Here is a 22,777-nt window from a genome sequence, read left to right on the forward strand (position 1 = left end):
TTCAAAGGACGATTCATGCTGGACTGGAACCAATACCACTCGGAACTGATGACCCGCATCGGCGATATCGCCGCGGCCAGCCCCGACACCGTCAAGGGCTATCAGCAGTTGTCGGCCGCGGGCCAGAAGACCAATCAGCTCGATGCCAAGACCCGCGAGCTGATCGCCCTGGCGGTGGCCGTCACCACCCGCTGCGACGGCTGCATCGCCGTGCATTCCAAGCAGGCGCTGAAGGAAGGCGCCACCAAGGGTGAGATCGCCGAAGCGCTTGGCGTGGCGGTGGCCCTGAACGCCGGCGCCGCCCTGGTTTATTCGGCGCGCGTCATGGACGCCATCGACGGCAAGTAGCCGCGCGCCTATTTCGACACGACAAGGGGAGGAAGGGAATGTCCAGACTTGCACGCTTGCTGTTGGCCGCCGGCTGCGCGCTGGCCGCCGCCGCGCCGGCCAGCGCCGATAACTGGCCGGCCGGGCCCATCACGTTCATCGTGCCGTTTCCGGCCGGCGGCTCCATGGATACGTTTTCACGGCCCATCGCCCGGCAATTGGGCAATGTGCTCGGCGTTCCCGTCGTGGTCTCCAACCGCTCGGGCGCGGGCGGCGGCGTGGGCATCGCCGCGATCGCCCGCTCGGCGCCCGACGGCTACACCATCGGCATGTCCAGCGTCGGCAACATGACGATCAACCCGCACATCTATCCGGACCTTCCTTACGATCCGATCAAGGATTTCACGCCCATCGGGCTGGCCGGCCGTTTCGTCAACGTGCTGGTGGTCAACAGCAAGGTGCCGGCCAGGAACGTGCAGGAGCTGTTGGCGCTTGACCGCGCCAAGCCGGGCACCATTACCTTCGCCTCGGCCGGCAACGGGTCGACCAACCAGCTTTCGGGCGAGGTGCTCAAGCAGTTGACCCAGACCAGGTTCATGCACGTGCCTTACCGCGGCAGCGGCCCGGCCCTGGCCGACGTGGTGGCCGGCAACGTGGATTTCATGTTCGACACCCTCAATACCTCCATGCCGCTGATCGAGTCGGGCGCCTTGCGCGCGCTGGCCGTCACCAGCGCCGAGCGCAGCCCGTTCCTGCCCGACGTGCCCACCATGAACGAAGCCGGCGTGCCCGGCTATGCCAAGTCCGGCGAGGACCTCTGGTGGGCGGTCATCGCGCCCAAGGGCGTGCCGCCGGCCGTTCGCGACAAACTCAGCGCCGGGCTCGCCAAGGCGCTGGCGTCTCCGGAGCTGCAAGCCCAGGTGCGTGCCCAGCGGGTCGAAACCCTGACCAGCACCTCCGATGAACTGCAAACCATACTGCGCGACGACTACGAACGTTGGGGACGTATCGTCAAAGAGGCCGGCATCAAGCTGGATTAGCCGCTGCGCATGCCTGCCGCCCCCGAACCGGGGGCCTTTTTTTGGTTCATCGAGCATTACCGCGGGGAAGGTGGCGCGGCAGCGTCGTCCGTTGACCATTATTAAGGTTGCTTATAAACGGTTTTTCAACAATTCATTGGACAGTTCCGTCCCGCTGCGCCAGAGTCACGGCAGATGCCCGGCGCGCGCCCACCCGCCGCAGCCGGGTCGGCTCACCCCGCCGGCGGACGCATTGCCCCGGCAAGCAGATAAGAAGAGCTTATGGAGACATACGACTACATCATCGTGGGCGCGGGGTCGGCCGGCTGCGTGCTGGCCAACCGGTTGAGCCAGGATCCGTCCGTGCAGGTGCTGTTGCTGGAGGCCGGCGGGCGCGACAACTACCACTGGATCCACATTCCGGTGGGATATCTGCATTGCATCGGCAATCCGCGCACGGACTGGATGTACCGCACCGCCGCCGAGCCGGGGCTGGGCGGCCGCTCGCTGATCTATCCGCGCGGGCGCGTGCTGGGGGGCTGCTCGTCGATCAACGGCATGATCTACATGCGCGGCCAGCGCGAGGACTACGAGGCCTGGGCCGCGCTGTCGGGCGATCCGGCCTGGGGCTGGGACCAGGTGCTGCCGGTCTTCAAGCGCAGCGAGGACCATCACCGCGGCGCCGACGCCCATCACGGCGCGGGCGGCGAATGGCGGGTGGAGCCGCAGCGCCTGCGCTGGGACATCCTGGAAGCCTTCGCCGCCGCGGCCGAACAGGAAGGCATCCCGCGCGTGCAGGACTTCAACCGCGGCGACAATTTCGGCAGCGGCTACTTCGAAGTGAACCAGCGCCGCGGCTGGCGCTGGAACACGTCCAAGGCGTTCCTGCGCCCGGTGCGCAAACGCCCGAACCTGCGCGTGGAAACCGGCGTGCTGGCCGAGCAACTGGTGTTCGAAGGCAAGCGCTGCGTCGGCGTGCAGTTGCGCCGCGGCGGGGCGGCGGCCACGGTGCGCGCGCGCCGCGAGGTGGTGCTGGCGGCGGGAGCGGTGAATACGCCGCAACTGCTGGAGCTTTCCGGCGTGGGCGAGCCGGCGCGCCTGCGCGAAAGCGGCATCGAACTGCGCCACGCCCTGCCCGGCGTGGGCGAGAACCTGCAGGACCATCTGCAACTGCGGATCATCCTCAAGGTGGACGGCGTCAAGACGCTGAACCGCATCGCTTCCACGTGGTGGGGCAGGGCGGGCATCGGCCTGGAATACCTGGTCAACCGCAGCGGCCCGATGAGCATGGCGCCGTCGCAACTGGGCGCGTTCGCCAAATCGGATCCCGGCCAGGCGCGCGCCAACGTGGAATTCCACGTCCAGCCCCTGTCGCTGGGCGCCTTCGGCGAGCCCCTGCACGGCTTCGACGCCTTCACCGCCAGCGTGTGCAACCTGCGGCCCACTTCGCGCGGCAGCGTGCACGCGCAGGGCCCGCAAGGCGCGGGCCTGGCGCCCGTCATCACGCCCAACTATCTCAGCACCGAGGAAGACCTGCGCGTGGCGGCGGATTCCATCCGCCTGGTGCGCCGGATCGCCGCGGCGCCCGCGCTGCAGCGCTACCGGCCGCAGGAGTGGCTGCCGGGCCCGGCGTTCCAGACGGAAGCCGAGCTGCGCGAGGCGGCCGGCAAGATCGGCACCACCATCTTCCATCCGGTGGGCACCTGCGCCATGGGGCGCGACGCGGACGGCGGCGCGGTGGTGGACGCGCGGCTGCGCGTGCACGGACTGGAAGGCCTGCGCATCGCCGACGCGTCGGTGATGCCGCTGATTACCTCGGGCAACACCAATTCGCCGACGATCATGATCGCGGAGCGCGCGGCGCAAATGATCCGCGAGGACGCGGCGCAGGCCGATGCCGGAGTCCGTGTCGATGCGAGTGTCGGTGCCAGTGTCGGTGCAGCCAGTGTCTGACACCCTTACGGGATAGTCATCCAGACACGAGACGATCTTCCCGGGTGTCTGACACCAACCGATTTCATAGTTGGTGTCAGACACCCGGAACCACCGCTACAGCCTGACGGGCATTCCATAAGGGTGTCAGACACCTGGCTGCCCGGCTGCCTGGCTGCGACACTAGGCTGCGATGCGCTCAGCGCAGCGACCGGTACGTGTCCTGGCGCTGCGGGTGGGTCAGCATCACCTGCCAGAGCTGGCCCTCGCGCGACCGGAAGAAGCCGGCGCAGCACATCAGATAGTATTTCCACATGCGGTAGAAGCGCGGGCCGTAGCGCGGTTCCAGTTCGGGCCAGGCGCGTTCGAAATTCTCCCACCACGCCATCAGCGTGCGGTCGTAGTCGGCGCCGAAGTTATGCCAGTCTTCGATGATGAAACGGCCTTCCACCGCCGTCGCGATCTCGCGGGCCGAGGGCAGCTTGCCGTTCGGGAAGACGTAGCGGTCGATCCAGGGATCGGTGCTCTGGCTGGTGGACGCGATGCCGATGGTGTGCAGCAGGAACACGCCGCCGGGGGCCATCAGGCGCTGCACGTGGGTGAAGTAAGTGTCGTAGTTCTTGGGGCCCACGTGCTCGAACATCCCCACCGACACCACCTTGTCGAAGCTGCCCTGGAGGTCGCGGTAGTCTTGCAGCAGCAGTTCCACGGGCAGGCCCTTCACGCGTTCCTGCGCCAGCGCGAGCTGTTCCTTGGAGACGGTCACGCCGGTGACCTTGACGCCATAGCGCTCGGCGGCGAACTTGGCCAGCCCGCCCCAGCCGCAGCCGATGTCCAGCAGGGTTTCGCCTTCTTTGAGCTGTAGCTTGCGGCAGATCATGTCCAGCTTGGCCAACTGGGCTTCCTCCAGCGTCCGGGCGTGTTCCCAGTAGGCGCAGGAATAGATCATGCGGCTGTCCAGCATGGCCTCGAACACGTCGTTGCCGGCGTCGTAGTGCTGCTTGCCGACCTCGAACGCGCGGTGCTTGGATTGCAGGTTGAACAGCTTGTGGCGCAGGTGTTCGGCGATCAGCTTGACGCGGGCCAGGCCCAGCGCCGCCGATTCTATGTCGGCGCGCAGCAGGCGGGTGAACAGCTCGTCCAGTTCGTCGCAGTCCCACTCGCCATCCATGTAGGATTCGCCCAGGCCCAGCGACCAGCTCGCGAAGACGCGGTCGTACATGTGCCTGTCGTGCACCTGGATGTCCCAGGGACGCGTGCCGTTGATCTGCACGTCGGCGCGGGCCAGGAGATCCTGCAGCACTTTGGGGGCTACGGGGGGAGGGGTGCCGACGGCGGAATCGTCGGGGGTCAGCGGGGAAACGGGACTGCTTTGCTGCATACGGACTCCATATCAATTTTGGGAAGACTGATCTGGCAATGCTTGGGACTGTCAACTGTGGCGCGAAACCGTGGGCAACTCCAATTTAATGATTGGATCGCGCCGATAGGCAACCGCAATTTCCTGTCCGCCCCGGGGGCGGGGGCGTCGATCCGGATGGGATGATCGTAGCGACGACCGGGCCGATAGTCCAGCCCGCGGCGCGGGCGCCGCGGCCCGCCCGGCTGTCATGCGCGCGCAAGCCCGCCGCGATTACACTACCGGGCCCTAGCGCGCCGCCGTATCGGCGCGCGCAGATTCGTGGAGTGTATCGATGGTGGACGCCAGCCTGGAACCCCGTTTGGAATTCGTCACCTGCGCCAGCCCGGCCGGCCTGCATCGCATGGCCTACTGGGAATGGGGCGATCCCGCCAACGACCGGGTGCTGGTCTGCGTGCACGGGCTGACCCGCAGCGGCCGCGATTTCGATGCGCTGGCCCGCCGCCTGGCCGGGCATTACCGCGTGGTCTGCCCGGACGTGGTGGGCCGGGGCCGTTCGGACTGGCTGGCCAACCCGGCGTTCTACACGGTGCCGCAATACGTATCCGACATGGTGACCCTGATCGCCCGGCTGCGGCCGGCGCGGCTGGCCTGGCTGGGCACGTCCATGGGCGGACTGGTCGGCCTGGCGCTGTCCGGCGCGGCGGTATTCGCCCGCGCCATGCTGGCGATGCGTCCGCACGCCGGCATGCTGCCGCCCGGCGAGGGAGTGCGCCTGGACAGGCTGGTGTTGAACGACGTGGGTCCGCGCCTGGAAACGGGCGCCCTGGCGCGCATCGGCCAGTACGTGGGCGAGGCCGGGGAGTTCGCCTCGTTCGAGGAGGCCGTCGCCACCATGCGGGCCAATTCGGAAACCTTCGGGCCGCACACGGACGCGCAATGGGCCGATCTGGCGCGCTATCTGTATCCCGAGTACGGCGGCAAATGGGTGAAGCACTACGATCTGGCGCTGGCCCAGGCCCTGGCCGCGCAGACGCCCGAAGAACTGGCCGCCGGCGAGCAGATCCTGTGGCGCGCCTATGACACCGTGGACTGCCCGACGCTGATCGTGCGCGGCGAACTGTCCGACCTGCTGACGCGCGCCACCGTCCAGGAAATGCTCGAGCGCAACCCGCGCGCGCGGGCGCACGAGGTGCGGGGCGTAGGCCACGCGCCCACGCTGATCGCCGACGAGCAGGTGGAGCCGGTGGCGGCCTTCCTGCTGAACTAGGGTCTGTCCACCCTGCAAACCAGGGACGGACAGGGCGCTATCCACGCTGGCGGGCCTTCTCTACAATAGGCCCATGAACGCGCGCACCCTGAACATCGACCTGCATTGCCATTCCACCGTCTCGGACGGCGCGCTCGCGCCCCGCGACGTGGCGCAGCGCGCGCACGCCAACGGCGTGGACGTCTGGGCGCTGACCGACCACGACGAAGTGGGCGGGCTGGCGGAAGCCGCCGGCATGGCGCGCGAACTGGGCATGCAATTCGCCACCGGCGTCGAGATTTCCGTGACGTGGGCGGGCCTGACGGTGCACATCGTGGGGCTGCGCTTCGATCCCGAAAATACCGTCCTGGTCGAAGGGCTGCGCAAGACCCGCGCCGGCCGCGCCGAGCGCGCCAAGCGCATCGGCGAACGCCTGGCGGGCATGGGCATGCCAGGCGCCTACGAAGGCGCGCTGCCGTTCGCCGGCAATCCCGAACTGATCAGCCGCACGCACTTCGCGCGCTACCTGGTCGAGGCCGGCTACTGCCCCGACGTGCAGACCGTGTTCAACAAGCATCTGGGCGACGACCGGCCCGGCCACGTGCCCATGCAATGGGCCACGCTGGCGGAAGCGGTGGGCTGGATACGCGGCGCGGGCGGCCTGGCCGTCATCGCGCATCCGGGCCGCTACAAGTACACGCCCTTGCAGTTCGCCGCGCTGTTCGACGAATTCCTGCAACTGGGCGGCGTGGGCATCGAGGTCAACACGGGCAGCCATACCGCCGAGGAAGCCCGCCACTATGCGGACGTGGCGCGCCGCTACGGTTTCCTGGCGTCGCGCGGCTCGGACTTCCATAGCCCGAAGGAAAGCCGGATGGACCTGGGCCGCCTGCCGGCGCTGCCGTCCGACCTTAAACCGGTCTGGCACGACTGGTTCTGACGCGGGCGGCGGCCCCGCCGCCTTGCCCTCCAAGCTATCGACTGTGACCGCGCCCAACCGGCGCAACCGCCATGAACAAAGCCTTTGTTAAAGAGTCCGACCACGAGGACGACGACGATCTGCCGCAGGCCCAGGCGCTTCCGGCCGGCACGAAGAACTACATGACGCCCGGCGGCTACGAACGCCTGCGCGGCGAACTCACGCACCTGATGAACGTGGAGCGGCCCGCCGTCGTGCAGGTAGTGTCCTGGGCCGCGTCCAATGGCGACCGTTCCGAGAACGGCGACTATCTCTACGGCAAGAAGCGCCTGCGCGAGATCGACCGCCGCATGCGCTTCCTGACCAAGCGGCTGGACATCGCGGAAGTCGTCGACCCCGCCGCCCAGCCCAACCGCGACCAGGTCTTCTTCGGCGCCACGGTGCTGTATTCCGACAAGGCCGGCGCGGAACACCGGGTGACCATCGTCGGCGTCGACGAGGCCGAACCCCTGGCAGGCAAGATCAGTTGGATTTCCCCGGTGGCCCGCGCGCTGATCAAGGCGAAGGAAGGCGATACGGTGGTGCTGCGCACGCCGGGCGGGATCGAGGAACTGGATATCCTGGAAGTGAGTTATCCGGGGTAGGGGCTGGTTTTTGTTGGGGGGGTGTCTGACACCCGGGAACGTTGGTGCAAGTTCACGGGGCGTCTCGTACGGGTGTCAGACACATACCATGCCAGGTGTCTGACACCCGTACGAGACACCCTCCCAGGCTGAAGCCGGAGCACCCGGGTGTCAGACACCCCCCAACAAAAAGACACACCCTCCCAACAAAAAAAAACGGACGCCAGCTTTTGGCCGGCGCCCGTTGGCGGGCGGGATCTGGCGTCCCTGCCTCGGTTGGCGGCTTGCGCCGCCGTTTCCCCTGGGGCTTGCTGTGTTCTTGCGCGCTTACTTCTTGCGGTTGGCGATCGACTTCTCGGCCAGGTTCACCAGGTCTTCGCCGATCTGCTTCTTCCACTTGTCGTAGACCGGCTTGGTGACCTTCACGAAGGCGTCATGGTCGGCCGGCGACAGCGAGGTCACGGTGACGCCATGGCCCTCGATCTCTTTCAGCAGGGACGGGTCTTCGGGCGTCACGCCCTTGCGGGCGATCACGATCTGCTGCTTGCCGGCGTCCAGCGCGGCCTGGCGCACGATGTCGCGGTCCTTTTCGGACCAGGAATTCCAGACCTCGCGGTTGACCACGAAGATCAGCGGATCGGCCACGTAGTTCCACAGGGTCAGGTACTTCTGGCCCACGGTGTAGAGCTTGGAACCGGTGTAGATGGACAGGGGGTTCTCCTGGCCGTCCACGGCGCCGCTGGCCAGCGCGGGCTGGGCGTCGGCCCAGCTCATCTGCGTGGGGTTGGCGCCCAGCGCGGTGAAGGTGTCGATGTACAGCGGCGAACCCACCACGCGCAGCTTCAGGCCCTTCATGTCCTCGGGCTTCTTGATTTCATGCTTGGAGTTGCTGAGCTGGCGGTAGCCGTTCTCGCCCCAGGCCAATGGCACCACGCCGGCCTTCTCGATGAGCTTGAACATTTCGCGGCCCACGTCGCCTTGCACCAGCGAATCGATGGCGGCGTAGTCGGGCATCAGGAAGGGCAGGGAGAACAGGTTCAACTGCTTGACCTGCGGCGACCAGTTGATGGTGGAGCCGACGGCCATGTCGATTACGCCCTGGCGGATGGCGGTGAATTCGCGGGTCTGGTCGCCCTGGACCAGCGAGGTGCCGGGGTAGACCTTGATGTTGATGCGGCCTTGCGTGCGTTCGCGCACCAGGTTCGACCAGATTTCGGCGCCCTGGCCCCACGGGAAGGTGGTGCCGACGACGATGGACAGCTTGTACTCGGGCTTGTAGGTCTGCGCGTGGGCGGGCGCCATGCCCACCGCCGCCGCGGCGCACAGGGCGGCGCCGATCAAGTTGCGGAATTTCATGTTGCGTCTCCTCTCTTTGCAAGTCTGTCTGTTGTTGTGTAATGCACACCCGTAATGCCGGCGGGGTCCCGCCCCTTCAATAACCCAGCTTGTGAGGCAGCCACAGCGCCAGTTGCGGGAACGCCAGCACCGCGACCAGCACCAGGAACATCGCGCCCAGCAGCCACACCACCCAGCGCACCGTGGACTCCATGGGCACGCGCGCGATGCGGCACGACACCATCAGGTTCACGGCCAGCGGCGGAGTGAACTGGCCCAGCGCCACCTTCAGGGTGAGGATGACGCCGAACCACACCGGATCCCAGCCGTAGGCGTTGGCGATGGGCATGAGCAGCGGCACGAAGATCAGGAAGATGGAGATGCCGTCCAGGAACATGCCCACGGTCATCAGCAGCAGGATCAAGAGCGCCAGCACGCCATATTCGCCCAGGCCCGAATTGACGATGGCGTGCGTGATGGGGTCGATCACGCTGAGCGTGGACAGCGCCCAGGCGAAGATGCCGGCCAGGGTCACGACCAGCATGATGACGGCGGACAGTTCGGCCGCTTCGCGCAGGATGGTGAACAGGTCGCGCAGCTTGATGGTGCGGTGGATGAACACGCCGACGAACAGGCCGTAGAACACCGCGACCACGGCGGCTTCCGTGGGCGTGAACCAGCCCATGCGCATCCCGCCCAGGATCAGGACCGGCGCGGCCAGGCCCCACGAGGCCTCGCGCAGGCTGGCCCAGAAGGGCGGGCGCGGCAGGTGGGCTTCCAGCGCGCCCATTTTGTGCTTGCGGGCCAGCCACACCGCCGGAACGATGAGCGCGAAGCCGGCCAGGATGCCGGGCACCATGCCGGCGGCGAACAGGGCCGGCACCGAGGCGCCGGGCACCAGCACCGAATAAATGATGAAGGCCACCGAAGGCGGGATCAGGATGTCCGTGGCGGCGCCGGCGGCCACGACGGCGGCCGAGAACGACCCGGGATAGCCCGCGCGCGACATGGCGGTGATCATCACGGCGCCGACCGCGGCCGCGCACGCCGGGCCGGAGCCGGAGATGCCGCCCAGGAACATGGCCACGGCGATCGACACCAGCGGCAGCATGCCCGGGCCGCGGCCGACGATGGCGATCGCGAAGTCCACCAGCCGCTTGGCCACGCCCGACCGGTCGAAGATCGAGCCCACCAGCACGAACATGGGAATCGCCAGCAGCGGGTATTTCGCCAGGCCGGCGTAGAAGTTCTGCGGCACGGTCAGGAGGCCGTACCAGGGGGTGTCCAGGTTGGACAGCACGATGGCCACGGTGCCGCCGATGCCCAGCGCCACGCCGACCGGCACGCCGATCAGCATCAGGACGATGAAGACGGTGAAGAGAATGCCCGCGATCATGGCTGTTCCCCGCGGGCCGCGCCGGCGGAAAGGGGCGCGCGCGCGATGCGGCGGAGGATGCCGGCGGTGCGCAGCGAAATGGCCGCGGCCATGACCGGCAGCCAGATCGAATACCACCAGGTCGGCACGCCGATCGCGGGGGAGGTTTCTTCGTAGATGTATTCGTCGGCCACCAGCTTGACCGACAGTACGGTCAGCAGCACGAAGAACGCCAGCACGCAGCCGTTGGAAATCAGCGCCATGATGCGCTGACGGCGCGGAGAGCCGTTGTCGGCCAGGATTTCGATGCGGATGTGGTGGTTGCGCACGAACGCGACGCTGCCGCCCGCCATGGTCAGGACGATCAGCAGGAACACCGAGATTTCTTCCGTCCACGCGAACGACTGGTCGGTGAAGTAGCGCACCAGCACGTTCAGGAAAGTAATCGTGGCCAGGACCGCCAGCAGGATGACGGCCAGCCAGTCCTCGATGGCCAGCGGCACTTTTACGGCGGGATCTGCTTCTGCGGGGATGATCGGTTCGACGGGCTCGGCGGGGGCTTCGGGGCGGGACATGTGAGGCAACGGCCAGCGCGCGGGTCGGCGCTTTGCTTGTTATTTGTGGGGTCGCTGCATCCTACCGTCGCGCCGCGGGAGCGGAAGCTCGTGTTTTCCCGCGGTGCGGGATGGCTGCAACATGACGCGATGCACCATAAACGTGCCGGATCGTCCGCACACTTTGAGTGCAAAGGCAGAGACCGTAAGGGGAAAGCATGGAATGCTGCGATGCGGCATCGTCGCGTCCATGGTCTGGAATTTTTTTGTAACAATGACCGGAAACGGCCGTTCCCCGCCGGATTGAACGGTGGCCCCGGGAAAACCCCCTAAACGGGTAAAATCACTTTTTGCCCTTTTCTCCCTTATACGGCGCCCGCATCGTGTCCCTAGTTCAGCATCTGCCTGGTTCCTCCGTCCTGTCCTCCTTTCGTCGCGACCGCCTCCTGGCGCAATTGAAGGAAGCCGGCCTGCCGGTGGCCGACATATCCGCCCGCTACGAGCACTTCGTCAGCACCGACGCCGCCCTGACGGCCGACCAGCAGCGCCAACTGACCCAGTTGCTGGACTACGGCACGCCGGCCACGGCCGATGCGCCGGCCAAGAGCCTGTCGCTGCTGGTCATTCCGCGCCTGGGCACGATTTCTCCGTGGGCCAGCAAGGCCACCGACATCGCCCACAACTGCGGGCTGTCGTCGGTCCACCGCATCGAACGCGGCGTGCGCTATGTGATCACGCCCGAACGCGGCCTGCTGGGCGCCAAGTCCTTCGACGACGCCATGCTGGCGCGAGCGGCCGACTGCCTGCACGACCGCATGACCGAAACCGTGGTGGACGCCGGCTTCGACGGCCAGGCGCTGTTCCAGCCGCTGGCGGGCAAGCCGATGCGCACGGTGGGCGTGCAGGCCAACGGCGTCCAGGCCTTGGCCGAGGCGAACGTCTCGCTGGGCCTGGCCCTGTCGGAAGACGAAATCGAATACCTGGCCAAGTCGTTCACCGACCTGGGGCGCGACCCCACCGACGTGGAACTGATGATGTTCGCGCAGGCCAACAGCGAACACTGCCGCCACAAGATCTTCAACGCCCAGTGGGTGATCGACGGCCAGGAACAGCCCAACACGCTGTTCGGCATGATCCGCGCCACGCACAAGGCGCAGCCGGAAGGCACCGTCGTGGCCTACTCGGACAACGCCGCCATCATGGAAGGCGGCCCCGCGCAGCGCTTCCAGGCCGGCGTGCCCGGTGTCACGGGCGAGGGCGCCGACGGCGCCCGCTACATCCGCCGCGACACCGTCGTGCACACGCTGATGAAGGTGGAAACCCACAACCACCCGACCGCGATCGCGCCGTTCCCCGGCGCTTCGACCGGGAACGGCGGCGAAATCCGCGACGAAGGCGCTACCGGCCGCGGCTCCAAGCCCAAGGCGGGCCTGACCGGCTTCACCGTGTCGCACCTGCGTTTCGACGACGCCCCGCAGCCCTGGGAAGCCGACCACCACGGCCTGCCCGAGCGCATCGCCTCGCCGCTGTCCATCATGATCGACGGCCCCATCGGCGGCGCGGCGTTCAACAACGAATTCGGCCGGCCCAACCTGCTAGGCTATTTCCGCTCGTTCGAGCAGACGGCCGGCGGCACGCGCTGGGGCTACCACAAGCCCATCATGATCGCGGGCGGCCTGGGCAGCATCGACGCCGGCCTGACGCACAAAGACGTGATCCCCCCCGGCGCGCTGCTGATCCAGTTGGGCGGCCCGGGCTTCCGTATCGGCATGGGCGGCGGCGCCGCGTCCAGCATCAGCATGGGCAGCAACTCGGCCGAACTGGACTTCGATTCCGTCCAGCGCGGCAACCCCGAGATCGAGCGCCGCGCGCAGGAAGTCATCGACCGCTGCTGGCAGCAGGCCGAGAACAACCCCATCATCGCGATCCACGACGTGGGCGCGGGCGGCCTGTCCAACGCCTTCCCTGAATTGGTCAACGACGCCGGCCGCGGCGCCATCTTCGACCTGAAGCGCGTGCCGCTGGAAGAGTCGGGCCTGTCGCCCGCCGAAATCTGGAGCAACGAATCGCAGGAGCGCTACGTCCTGTCGATCCTGCCCAAGGACCTCGAACGCTTCGACGCCATCGCGCGCCGCGAACGCTGCCCCTACGCGGTGGTGGGCGTGGCCACCGAGGAACGCCAGTTGCGCGTGGTGGATGGCGAAGGCCTGCCCGGCCTGGACACGATCCGCCCGCAGGGCGAAGCCGAAGTGCGCCCGGTGGACGTGCCGATCGACGTGATCCTGGGCAAGCCGCCGCGCATGACGCGCGACGTGAAGCGCCTGCCCGGCGTGTCCGCGCCGCTGGACCTGGCCGGCATCGACCTCACCGAAGCCGCCTACCGCGTGCTGCGCCACCCCACGGTGGCCAACAAGTCCTTCCTCATCACCATCGGCGACCGCACGGTCGGCGGGCTGTCCAGCCGCGACCAGATGGTCGGCCCGTGGCAGGTGCCGGTGGCCGACTGCGCCGTCACGCTGGCCGACTACGAAGGCTTCCGCGGCGAAGCCATGTCCATGGGCGAGCGCACCCCGATCGCCATGCTGGACGCCCCGGCCTCGGGCCGCATGGCCGTGGCCGAGGCCCTGACCAACCTGGCCGCCGCCGACGTGGCGCGCCTGGAAGACATCAAGCTGTCGGCCAACTGGATGGCCGCCTGCGGCGTGGACGGCCAGGACGCGGCGCTGTACGACACCGTGTCCGCCGTCAGCGAACTGTGCCAGGCCACCGGCCTGTCCATCCCGGTCGGCAAGGATTCCCTGTCCATGAAGACGTCCTGGGAACAGGACGGCGAGCAGCGCCAGGTGGTGGCGCCGGTTTCGCTGATCGTCACGGCCTTCGCGCCGGTGGCCGACGTGCGCGCCAGCCTGACCCCGCAATTGCGCACCGACGCCGGCGACAGCGTGCTGATCCTGATCGACCTGGGCCGCGGCCGCCACCGCATGGGCGGCTCGATCCTGGCGCAGGCCTACGGCCAGGTCGGCGAGACCGTGCCCGACATCGACGCCCCGCAGGACCTGCGCGCGTTCTTCGTCACCATCCGCACCCTGGCCGAGGCCGGCACCATCCTGTCCTACCACGACCGCTCCGACGGCGGCCTGTTCGCCACCTTGACCGAAATGGCCTTCGCCGGCCGCACCGGCATCTCGGTGAACCTGGACATGCTGACCTTCGATCCGCAATCGGCGGATTGGGGCGACTACAAGATCCGTCCCGAACAGGTGGCGGTGCAGCGCGAAGAACTGACGCTCAAGGCGCTGTTCTCGGAAGAAGCCGGCGCCGTGATCCAGGTGCCGGCCTCGCAGCGCGACGCCGTCATGCAGGTGCTGCGCGGCGCGGGCCTGTCGGCCCACTCGCACGTCATCGGCGGCCTGAACGGCGCGGACGAAGTCGAGTTCTACCGCGACGGCAAGAAGGTCTGGAGCCAGCCCCGCGCCGAACTCGGCCGCGCCTGGAGCGAAGTGTCCTACCGCATCATGTCGCGCCGCGACAACCCGGCCTGCGCCCAGGCCGAACTCGACGTCTGGAACGACGCCACGGACCCGGGCATGAGCCCGAACGTCGCCTTCGACCCGCAGGAAGACGTTGCCGCGCCCTTCATCAACACGGGCAAGCGCCCGCGCGTGGCGATCCTGCGCGAGCAGGGCTGCAACAGCCAGGTCGAAATGGCCTGGGCGTTCGACACCGCGGGCTTCGAAGCCATCGACGTGCACATGACCGACCTGCTGTCCGGCCGCGTGGACCTGGCGCAGGCGCAGGGCCTGGTGGCCGTGGGCGGCTTCAGCTACGGCGACGTGCTGGGCGCCGGCGAGGGCTGGGCGCGCACCATCCGCTTCAATGGCAAGCTGTCTGACCAGTTCGCCGCGTACTTCGCGCGCCCCGACACCTTCGCGCTGGGCGTGTGCAACGGCTGCCAGATGATGGCCGCGCTGGCGCCGATGATCCCGGGCGCCGAATTCTGGCCGCGCTTCACGCGCAACCAGTCGGAAAAGTACGAAGCGCGCCTGTCCATGCTGGAAGTGGCCAAGTCGCCGTCGATCTTCTTCGCCGGCATGGAAGGCGCCCGAGTGCCGGTCGCCGTGGCCCACGGCGAAGGCTACGCCGACTTCTCGCAGCAGGGCGACGCCGGCCGCGTGCTGGCCGCCGCCCGCTATATCGACAACGCCGGCCGCGCCACCGAAGCCTATCCGTTCAACCCGAACGGCAGCCCCGGCGGCCTGACCTCCGTCACCACGGCCGACGGCCGCTTCACCGTCATGATGCCGCACCCGGAACGCGTGACCCGCAACGTCATGATGTCGTGGGCGCCCGAGAAATGGGGCGCCGCCGACACGGGCGGCGCGTTCAGCCCGTGGATGCGCATTTTCCGCAATGCGCGGGTCTGGTTGAAATAAGTGTGGCGGCGCGCGGCGCCGCCCCTTGCAGAAGCCCCATCGCGAGCGATGGGGTTTTTCTTTTGCCGCCTAGAACCTGTACTTGACCCGTCCGATCACGCTGCGCCGGCTGCCCGGGTAGCAATCCGTGAGGTCGGAGCACGTTGCCAGGTATTCCTTGTCGAAAAGGTTGGTGGCGTTGACGGAAAGGGTCAAGTGCTTGTCCACGGCATACGAGACGCCCGCGTCGATGAGCGTGTGGGCCGCGATCTTCAGCGTATTGTCGTTATCGCCGTAGGTCGAGCCCACGTAGCGCGCGCCCACGCCCAGGCTCAGGCCGGCCAGCGCGGAACGGCGCACCGTGTAGTTCAGCCAGCCGGATGCGGTGTGCTCGGGCACCAGCGCCGGGCGGTTGCCCTGGGTGGCATTGTTGGCGCGGGTGATCTCGGCGTTCACATAAGTATAGGAACCGGTGAAGTCCCAGCCGTCGGCCAGGCTGAACTTGCCCTCGACTTCGACGCCGCGCGACTGGACTTCGCCGGACGCGACCTGGAAGCCGGGGTTGAACAGGTCGTTGGTCAGGACGTTGCTTTTCTTGATGTCGAACACCGCCACCGTGTACAGCGAATCCGAGCCGGGCGGCTGGTACTTGACGCCCGCTTCCCATTGGCGTGCGCGGGACGGCGCGAAGGGGGCGCTGCCGTTGACGGGGGCCGACACGCCGGTATTCGGCAGGAAGGACTGGGCATAGCTGACGTAGGGCGCCACGCCGTTGGGCATGACGTAGTTCAGGCCGGCGCGGCCGCTGAAGCGCGTTCCGTCCTGGTCGGTATCGTCGTTCAGCAGCCGGTTCTCGGTCTTCTGGCTGTACCAGTCGTAGCGCCCGCCCAGCGTTACCACCCAGCGTTCGGCGAACCGGATCTGGTCCTGCAGGTACAGGCCGGTCTGGTGCGTGCGCTCCAGATAGTTCGCCAGCGGCGTCGAGGGCGTGGGAACGTCCACGCCATACACCGGATCGTAGGGGTTCAGGCTGGGCGCGGGGCCCATGGTGCGCGACACGTCCGCGCTGCTGCGGTTGAAGTCCAGGCCGGTCAGCAGCGTGTGGGACAGCGGCCCCGTGCGCAGGTCGAGCTGCACTTGGTTGTCCAGCGCCAGCGCGGTCATGCTTTCGTCGAAGCGGCGCGCCGAGCGCGTCAGCCCGGCCGGGTCCAGGCCCACCACCAGCACGTTGTCCAGCAGGGCGTCGACCCGGCCGTAGCGCAGGTTCTGGCGCACCTGCACGGTGTCGTTGAACCGGTGTTCGAACAGGTAGCCGATGGTCTTCTGCTTCTGGTCGTAGCGGTTGAAGCTGGGATCGCCGTTGCGCAGATCGGTGGGTTTGCCGTTCACCGTGACGGTACCTATGGTGCCGCCGGAGCGGTCATGCAGGAATTCCGTCTGCAGGGTGAAACGCGTGGCGGCCGAGGGCGCCCAGGTCAGGGACGGGGCGGCGAAGAGCCGGTCGTCGGAGATGCGGTCGCCGTTGGGATAGGTGAATTGCGTGTTGGAGTCCCGCGCCACGCCCACCAGGCGGTAGAGCAGGGTGCCGCTTTCGTTCGCGGGCCCCGTCAGGTCCACCGCGGCCTGCTTGCGCTGGAAGCTGCCGTATTCCAGTTCGGTCTCGTACTGCGGCGTGGCCGAAGGCAGCTTGCTGACCCGGTTGATCAGGCCTCCGGCGTCGCCCTGGCCGTAGAGCACCGAAGACGGGCCGCGCAGCACTTCGACGCGCTCGAGCGCGTAGGGCTCGCTGCGGAACAGCGTGTAGCCGGTGGCGGCCTGGCGCAAGCCGTCCTTGTAGTCGCTGGTGGCTTGCGCATTGAAGCCGCGCATCATGACCCAGTCGAAGCCTTTCGGATCCACGCCATAGGTCTCGACCGCCACGCCGGGCACGTAGCGCAGGACCTCCGTCACGCTCTGCGCATTCTGCGCTTCCATCTGCGCGCGCGTCACCACGGAAATGGACTGCGGCGTCTCCAGGATCGACGTGTCCGTCTTGGTGCCGGCGCGCGACTCCTGGGCGACATAGCTGTCGGGCGCGACACCGGCGCCGCTCACGGTGACGGCTTCCAGCGTCGCCACGCCGGCCTGGCCCGCCGGCACGCGGCGCAGGACATAGCCGCCGCCCTGGGACTGGGCCGCCAGGCCGCTGCCGGCCAGGATCGCGGCGAACCCTTCGCGCACCCCATAGGCGCCGCGCAGGCCCTGACTGCTGGCGCCGGCGGTCAGGGAGCCGTCGATCGTGATCATGACTCCGGCCCGCTGCGCATAGGCGTTGAGGACCTGGTCCAGCGTGCCGGCGGGAATGTCGTAGACGATCGGAGCCAGGCTGCGCGAAGCGGACGGCTGCGCGTCGGCGGCCGCGCCGGGAGCGGGCGCGGCCACAGCCAGCGAAGCCAGGGCAAGCGCCACGGCGCGCCGGGTAGCCGTGAGGGGGAAGCGGAATTGCATATCGGAAGTTCTCGTCGGGGTGTGGGAATAGCAGGGTTATTCACGTATCCCGAACGAAATCGAAAAAGTGCTACGGTCGCGGTGAGTTTTTTTCCACTACGATCCAGTAGTCCGTATAGCGCGCGATCCGCAAGGGCAGGGCCGCGGAGAGCGATGCCAGGATGCGGTCCGTATCGCCGAGCGGATAAACGCCCGACACGATCAGGTCGGCCACGTCCGCGTGGCAGCGGATCACGCCGCGGCGGTAGCGTCCGACCTGCTCCAGGAAGTCGGCCAGGCGCATGCGCTCGGCCACCAGTTGATCGTTCAGCCAGGAAGGCTGCTGCCCGCTCACTGTCCGGGCCGGCTCGGCGCCCGCCGTGGTGAACGAGGCCGCCTGGCCCGCGGCCAGCACCATCGGGCAGCCTTGCGACGGCTGGATCTCGACCGCGCCCTCATACACGGCGACCGCTACGTCGCCGCGGCGGCGGTCCACGCTGTAGCGCGTGCCCAGCGCGCGGATACTGCCCAGATCGGTGGTGACGATGAACGGACGGCCTTGCGCCCGCGGGCCGTGGCCGGTCTCGATGTACAGTTCGCCGCGGCGCAGCGCGACGCGCCGCGCGTCGGGGCCGTAATGGATGTCCACGGCGCTGTCGCCGCCGAGCATCAGAAGGGTGCCATCGTCGAGCACTACCTTGCGCCGCTCGCCCACCGCGCTACGGTAGTCGGCCGCATACGCGGACCAGGGCACTTGACGGGCGGCCAGTCCGGCGACGCCGGCGCCCAGCAGGCCGAACCCCATCAGGCGCAGCGCCTGGCGCCGGCCGGCCTTGCGGCCCGAGACGGCCAGGGCGCGGGCCGAGGCCTCGGGCGACACGCCCAGCAGGCGCGTGTCGATGCGCTGCACGTGCTGCCACGCGCGCTCATGGTCGGGGTGGGCCGCAAGCCAGCGCTGCCAGGCCGCGCGCTCGTCGTCGCTGACTTCGCCGGACCACATGACCACCAGCCAGTGCAGGCCCTGCGCCAATGCGGGTTCGGGGATGCCGTGCTCCATCGCGGTCACAGCGCCGCCATGCAGGCCTGCGCGGCGCGCAGCATGTGCTTGCGCACCAGGGCGACCGACACGTCCAGGCGCTGGGCGATCTCGGAATACTTGAGCCCTTCGAAGCGCGACAGGATGAAGACCTGCCGCGCGCGGGCCGGCAGCGCATCCAGCGCGGCGTCCACGGCGACCAGCGTCTCCAGCGCCAGCGCGCGGGCTTCGGCGGACGGCATGTGCGCCTCGGGCAACTGGGCAAGCGCCTCCAGGTAGGCGGCTTCCAGGGAGCGGCGGCGGAACAGGTCGATGACCAGCCCCTTGGCGATCTGGGTCAGGAACGCGCGCGCCTGGCCGGCCTCGGGCAGCCGGCCGGAGCTGAGCAGCCGTTCATAGGTGTCGTGCGAAAGGTCGGCGGCATCGTGCGCGCAGCCGAGCCGGCGCCGCAACCATCCCGCCAGCCATCCATGATGGTCGCGGTAAAGCGCGCTCAAGGCATGTTGCGCCGCAGGCTGGTTCGCCGCCGTCACGATGATGTCTCGCTGATCTTAAAGGTTGATAATGATAATCGTTGTTAATTTGGTTAGACAAGCCGTGAAATCAGGCTTGTCGGAGGGGCGGTATGTAACCCAATGAGATATTTAACTTTTCATTGCATTGCGCCGTAATAGGGTGAAGCTTTACGCAACCCCCCGGAGTGCCCCCCCCATGTTCAAGAATTTAAGTATCCGCGCGGTCTTGACGACCGCTTTAGTCGTTTTCTTCACGCTTTTCCTGGCCACCGGCATCGCGGTCCACCAGCAGCTCACCTCCAACCGCAGTTCCATCGAGGTGTTGATGGACACCAACCTGGTCCGCGCCAACGCCGTGGACGGCGCGGGCGCCGAGCTGTTGCGCGCCCGGCTGGTGCTGCTGGCGGCCCAGACGGCGCTGATGGAAGGCAAGGGCATCGCCAATCTGGCCAGCATGCAGCGCCTGGACGGCTATACCAAGAAGGCCGGCGACCTGATCCAGACGGCGCGCCAGACGCCCGAGACCTCGGCCGAAGGCAAGCCGCTGTTCGATGCCGCGCTGGCGGCCTACGACGTCTACCAGCGCGATGCCATCGTTCCCATGATCGCCGCCATCCGCGCGGGCAATGCCCAGGACGCCGGCTGGCTGAACCTCGAGAAGGTGACGCCGCTGGGCCTGATCTTCACCGCGGCCATCCAGAAGTACGTGGACTACGCCGACGAGGTCGGCCAGCGCGTGGCCCGCGACGCCTCCACCCGCATCAACGGCGCGATCGCCGTGCTGGTCGGCCTGTTGATCGTCGTGGGCGTGCTGGTGGTGGGCTTGTACGCCGTGTTCGCGCGCTCGGTCTTCCGTCCGCTGCACGAGGCCGGCCGCCTGTTCGACCGCATCGCCGCCGGCGACCTGACCAATCGCATCGAGCAGCGCGGCAATAACGAAATCGGCATTCTGTACGGCGCCGTCAAGCGCATGCAGGACAGCCTGGCCCGCACCGTGTCGGCCGTGCGCCTGGGCGTGGAAGAGATCCATACCGGCTCGCGCGAGATCGCCGCGGGCAACATCGACCTGTCTTCCCGCACCGAGCAGCAGGCGGCGTCCCTGGAAGAGACCGCCGCCAGCATGGACGAACTGTCGTCCACCGTGCGCAACAACGCCGAAAGCTCGCGCAGCGCGTCGGAACTGGCGATGGCCGCTTCCGAGGTGGCCACGCGCGGCGGCCGGGCGGTGGGCGACGTGGTCGGCACGATGCGCGGCATCGCCGACAGCTCCAACCGCATCGCGGACATCGTGGGCGTGATCGACGGCATCGCCTTCCAGACCAACATCCTGGCGTTGAACGCGGCGGTGGAAGCGGCGCGGGCGGGCGAGCAGGGCAAGGGCTTCGCGGTCGTGGCCAGCGAAGTGCGCGCCCTGGCGCAGCGCAGCGCCGCCGCCGCCAAGGAAATCAAGGGCTTGATCGACGATTCGGTGCAGAAGGTGTCGATCGGTTCGGACCAGGTGGAGGCCGCCGGCGCCACCATGCAGGAGATCGTTACCTCCGTGCGCCGCGTGACGGACATCATCAACGAGATTTCCAGCGCGTCCGAGGAGCAATCGCAGGGGATCCAGCAGGTGAACCAGGCTGTGTCGCAGATGGACAGCGTGACGCAGCAGAACGCGGCGCTGGTGGAGCAGGCCGCCGCGTCCGCGGCGTCGCTGGAAACCCAGGCCCAGCGCTTGCGCGAGGCGGTGGCGGTGTTCAAGTTGCAGGCGGGCGGCCAGGTGATCGACGCGGAGGCGCCGGTGTTGGGGCGTGGCGGGGCAGCGGCGTTGATCGGGGCTTGATTTGACTTGGGGGTGTCAGACACCCGGGTAGGTTGGCGTCAGCGGGGCGTGCGTTTCGTACGGGTGTCAGACACTTGGACTGGGCAGGGTGTCAGACACTTGGACGGAGCACGTGTCTGTCAGTCCAGATGTCTGACACCCGCAGTCCAGGTGTCTGACACCCGTACGAGATAACCTCCAGGCTGACCCCGACGTCCCGCGGGTGTCTGACACCCCCACCCCCCCAAAAATCAATCAGGGACAAAAGATGCCAGCCCCGGCGCGCAGGCATAAAATAGCGGTTTGCCCATCCCACCCGCACAGGATCCCGCGCCATGAACGCACGCATCCCCGAAGACGCTCTTCCTCCCACCCTCGATCCGAAGGCTCTGCAGGCTTTTGTGGACGACAAGTGGGACAACGAGATCATCCCGGCGCTGACCGACTACATCGCCATCCCCGCCAAGAGCCCGGCCTTCGATGCCGACTGGGAAAAGAACGCGTTCATCGAGCGCGTGGTGCGCGACGCCGCGCAGTGGGTCGAGGCGCAGAAGGTCTCGGGCCTGAAGCTGGAAGTGGTGCGCCTGCCGGGCCGCACGCCCGTCATCTTCTTCGACGCGCCCGCCACCCGCAGCGACAACGGCGATACCGTGCTGCTGTACGGCCACCTGGACAAGCAGCCTGAATTCTCGGGCTGGCGCGCCGGCCTGGGCCCGTGGACGCCCAAGTACGAAGACGGCAAGCTGTACGGCCGCGGCGGCGCGGACGACGGCTATGCCGTGTACGCCTCGTTGACCGCCATCATGGCGCTGGACAAGCAGGGCATCCCGCGCCCGCGCTGCGTGGGCATCGTCGAAACCTGTGAAGAATCCGGCAGTTACGACCTGCTGCCCTACGTGGACACGCTGCGCGACCGCCTGGGCAACGTGGCGCTGGTGGTGTGCCTGGATTCGGGCGCCGGCAACTACGACCAGCTATGGATGACGACCTCGCTGCGCGGCATGGTGGCCGGCACGCTGGAAGTCCAGGTGCTGGACGAAGGCGTGCACTCGGGCGACTCCAGCGGCGTCGTGCCCTCGTCGTTCCGCATCCTGCGCCATCTGCTGGATCGCCTGGAAGACAGCGGCACCGGCCGCCTGCTGCCGCAAAGCCTGCATTGCGACATTCCCGCCGACCGCATCGAACAGGTGCACGCCACCGCGCGCATCCTGGGCGACGAGGTCTGGCGCCGCTTCCCCTGGAGCTGCGGCGCCGAGGGCGGCTTCGTGCTGCCCATGACGACCGAGCCCGAAGAGGCCCTGCTGAACCGCACCTGGCGTCCGACCCTGTCCGTGACCGGCGCCGAAGGCCTGCCGCCGCTGTCCAGCGCTGGCAACGTGCTGCGTCCGCGCACCGCGTTCAAGCTGTCGCTGCGCCTGCCGCCGCTGGTGGACGCCGTGGCCGCGTCGCAGGAAATCAAGGCGCTGCTGGAAGCCGACGCGCCCTATAACGCCAAGGTGATCTTCAAGGCCAACGAAGGCGCGGCCACCGGCTGGAACGCGCCGGCGTCCGAGGCCTGGCTCACGCAGGCGCTGGACGTCGCGTCCCAGCAGTACTACGGCGTCCCTTGCGGCTATATCGGCCAGGGCGGCACGATTCCGCTGATGAGCATCCTGCAGAAGGGCTTCCCCAAGGCCCAGTTCATGGTCTGCGGCGTGCTGGGCCCCAAGTCCAACGCCCACGGTCCCAATGAATTCCTGCACGTGCCCTACGGCAAGAAGTTGACCGCGGCGGTCGCCCAGACCATGGCGGCCATGCCGGGCGCCTGACAGGCGCGCACGCCTCACAGAGCGCGGGCCGTTCGGTCTTGCG

General features: G+C 67.8%; 16 protein-coding genes. 9 read left to right on the plus strand and 7 right to left on the minus strand.

What is annotated here, in order from left to right; translation table 11 throughout:
• Positions 1-15: 15 nt before the first annotated feature.
• The 3 genes from AVE30378_RS17670 (at position 16) to AVE30378_RS17680 (ending at position 3,299) form a co-directional block, all read left to right on the plus strand.
• On the plus strand, positions 16-348 hold the full coding sequence (locus AVE30378_RS17670) for a carboxymuconolactone decarboxylase family protein (protein WP_129242175.1): 333 nt from the start codon (positions 16-18) through the stop codon (positions 346-348).
• Between the two features lie 38 nt (positions 349-386).
• Positions 387-1,367: a Bug family tripartite tricarboxylate transporter substrate binding protein gene (locus tag AVE30378_RS17675; protein WP_129242176.1), complete on the plus strand. Its 981-nt coding sequence runs from the start codon at positions 387-389 to the stop codon at positions 1,365-1,367.
• Positions 1,368-1,628: 261 nt separating this feature from the next.
• A complete protein-coding gene (locus tag AVE30378_RS17680; RefSeq protein WP_129242177.1) occupies positions 1,629-3,299 on the plus strand; it encodes a GMC family oxidoreductase in 1,671 nt (556 codons plus the stop codon).
• A gap of 178 nt (positions 3,300-3,477) precedes the next feature.
• Here the strand turns inward: AVE30378_RS17680 and cfa are convergent, their stop codons facing one another.
• Entirely contained in the window at positions 3,478-4,659 is a 1,182-nt protein-coding gene (gene cfa, locus AVE30378_RS17685) for a cyclopropane fatty acyl phospholipid synthase (RefSeq protein WP_129242178.1), read from the minus strand.
• 313 nt (positions 4,660-4,972) lie between these two features.
• Between cfa and AVE30378_RS17690 the strand changes: the two genes are divergently transcribed.
• The 3 genes from AVE30378_RS17690 (at position 4,973) to greB (ending at position 7,450) form a co-directional block, all read left to right on the plus strand.
• Positions 4,973-5,908, plus strand: coding sequence for an alpha/beta fold hydrolase (locus AVE30378_RS17690; RefSeq protein ID WP_129242179.1), 936 nt, complete (start codon positions 4,973-4,975; stop codon positions 5,906-5,908).
• A gap of 73 nt (positions 5,909-5,981) precedes the next feature.
• The gene (locus tag AVE30378_RS17695) at positions 5,982-6,827 is read left to right on the plus strand and encodes a 3',5'-nucleoside bisphosphate phosphatase (RefSeq protein WP_129242180.1); all 846 of its coding nucleotides are present in this window, start codon (positions 5,982-5,984) and stop codon (positions 6,825-6,827) included.
• Positions 6,828-6,898: 71 nt separating this feature from the next.
• Positions 6,899-7,450 carry a transcription elongation factor GreB gene (gene greB / locus AVE30378_RS17700; RefSeq protein ID WP_129242181.1) on the plus strand — a complete coding sequence of 184 codons (552 nt, stop codon included), beginning with the start codon at positions 6,899-6,901 and terminating at the stop codon, positions 7,448-7,450.
• A 306-nt stretch (positions 7,451-7,756) separates the two neighbouring features.
• Here greB and AVE30378_RS17705 read toward each other — a convergent pair whose 3' ends face one another.
• The 3 genes from AVE30378_RS17705 to AVE30378_RS17715 all read right to left on the minus strand — a co-directional run bounded on the left by AVE30378_RS17705 (position 7,757) and on the right by AVE30378_RS17715 (position 10,714).
• The gene (locus tag AVE30378_RS17705) at positions 7,757-8,785 is read right to left on the minus strand and encodes a DctP family TRAP transporter solute-binding subunit (protein WP_129242182.1); all 1,029 of its coding nucleotides are present in this window, start codon (positions 8,783-8,785) and stop codon (positions 7,757-7,759) included.
• 76 nt (positions 8,786-8,861) lie between these two features.
• On the minus strand, positions 8,862-10,160 hold the full coding sequence (locus AVE30378_RS17710) for a TRAP transporter large permease (RefSeq protein WP_129242183.1): 1,299 nt from the start codon (positions 10,158-10,160) through the stop codon (positions 8,862-8,864).
• Positions 10,157-10,714 carry a TRAP transporter small permease gene (locus AVE30378_RS17715; protein WP_129242184.1) on the minus strand — a complete coding sequence of 186 codons (558 nt, stop codon included), beginning with the start codon at positions 10,712-10,714 and terminating at the stop codon, positions 10,157-10,159. The genes AVE30378_RS17710 and AVE30378_RS17715 overlap by 4 nt, the downstream gene beginning before the upstream one ends.
• 362 nt (positions 10,715-11,076) lie before the next feature.
• Between AVE30378_RS17715 and purL the strand changes: the two genes are divergently transcribed.
• Positions 11,077-15,126 (plus strand): phosphoribosylformylglycinamidine synthase, encoded by a 4,050-nt coding sequence (gene purL, locus AVE30378_RS17720; protein ID WP_129242185.1) that lies wholly within the window; start codon positions 11,077-11,079, stop codon positions 15,124-15,126.
• A 69-nt stretch (positions 15,127-15,195) separates the two neighbouring features.
• Here the strand turns inward: purL and AVE30378_RS17725 are convergent, their stop codons facing one another.
• The 3 genes from AVE30378_RS17725 to AVE30378_RS17735 form a co-directional block, all read right to left on the minus strand.
• Entirely contained in the window at positions 15,196-17,592 is a 2,397-nt protein-coding gene (locus AVE30378_RS17725) for a TonB-dependent siderophore receptor (protein WP_129242186.1), read from the minus strand.
• 70 nt (positions 17,593-17,662) lie between these two features.
• The gene (locus AVE30378_RS17730) at positions 17,663-18,628 is read right to left on the minus strand and encodes a FecR domain-containing protein (RefSeq protein ID WP_244235090.1); all 966 of its coding nucleotides are present in this window, start codon (positions 18,626-18,628) and stop codon (positions 17,663-17,665) included.
• Positions 18,629-18,633: 5 nt separating this feature from the next.
• Complete coding sequence (locus AVE30378_RS17735) at positions 18,634-19,104, minus strand: sigma-70 family RNA polymerase sigma factor (protein ID WP_244235085.1); 471 nt, start codon at positions 19,102-19,104, stop codon at positions 18,634-18,636.
• A 214-nt stretch (positions 19,105-19,318) separates the two neighbouring features.
• On the opposite strand from AVE30378_RS17735, the gene AVE30378_RS17740 reads away from it, so the two are divergent.
• Complete coding sequence (locus AVE30378_RS17740) at positions 19,319-20,947, plus strand: methyl-accepting chemotaxis protein (RefSeq protein ID WP_129242189.1); 1,629 nt, start codon at positions 19,319-19,321, stop codon at positions 20,945-20,947.
• A gap of 314 nt (positions 20,948-21,261) precedes the next feature.
• A complete protein-coding gene (locus AVE30378_RS17745) occupies positions 21,262-22,734 on the plus strand; it encodes a M20 family metallopeptidase (protein WP_129242190.1) in 1,473 nt (490 codons plus the stop codon).
• Positions 22,735-22,777 lie beyond the last annotated feature (43 nt).

Origin of the sequence: Achromobacter veterisilvae (genome assembly GCF_900496975.1) — a bacterium.
Lineage (GTDB): Bacteria > Pseudomonadota > Gammaproteobacteria > Burkholderiales > Burkholderiaceae_B > Achromobacter > Achromobacter veterisilvae.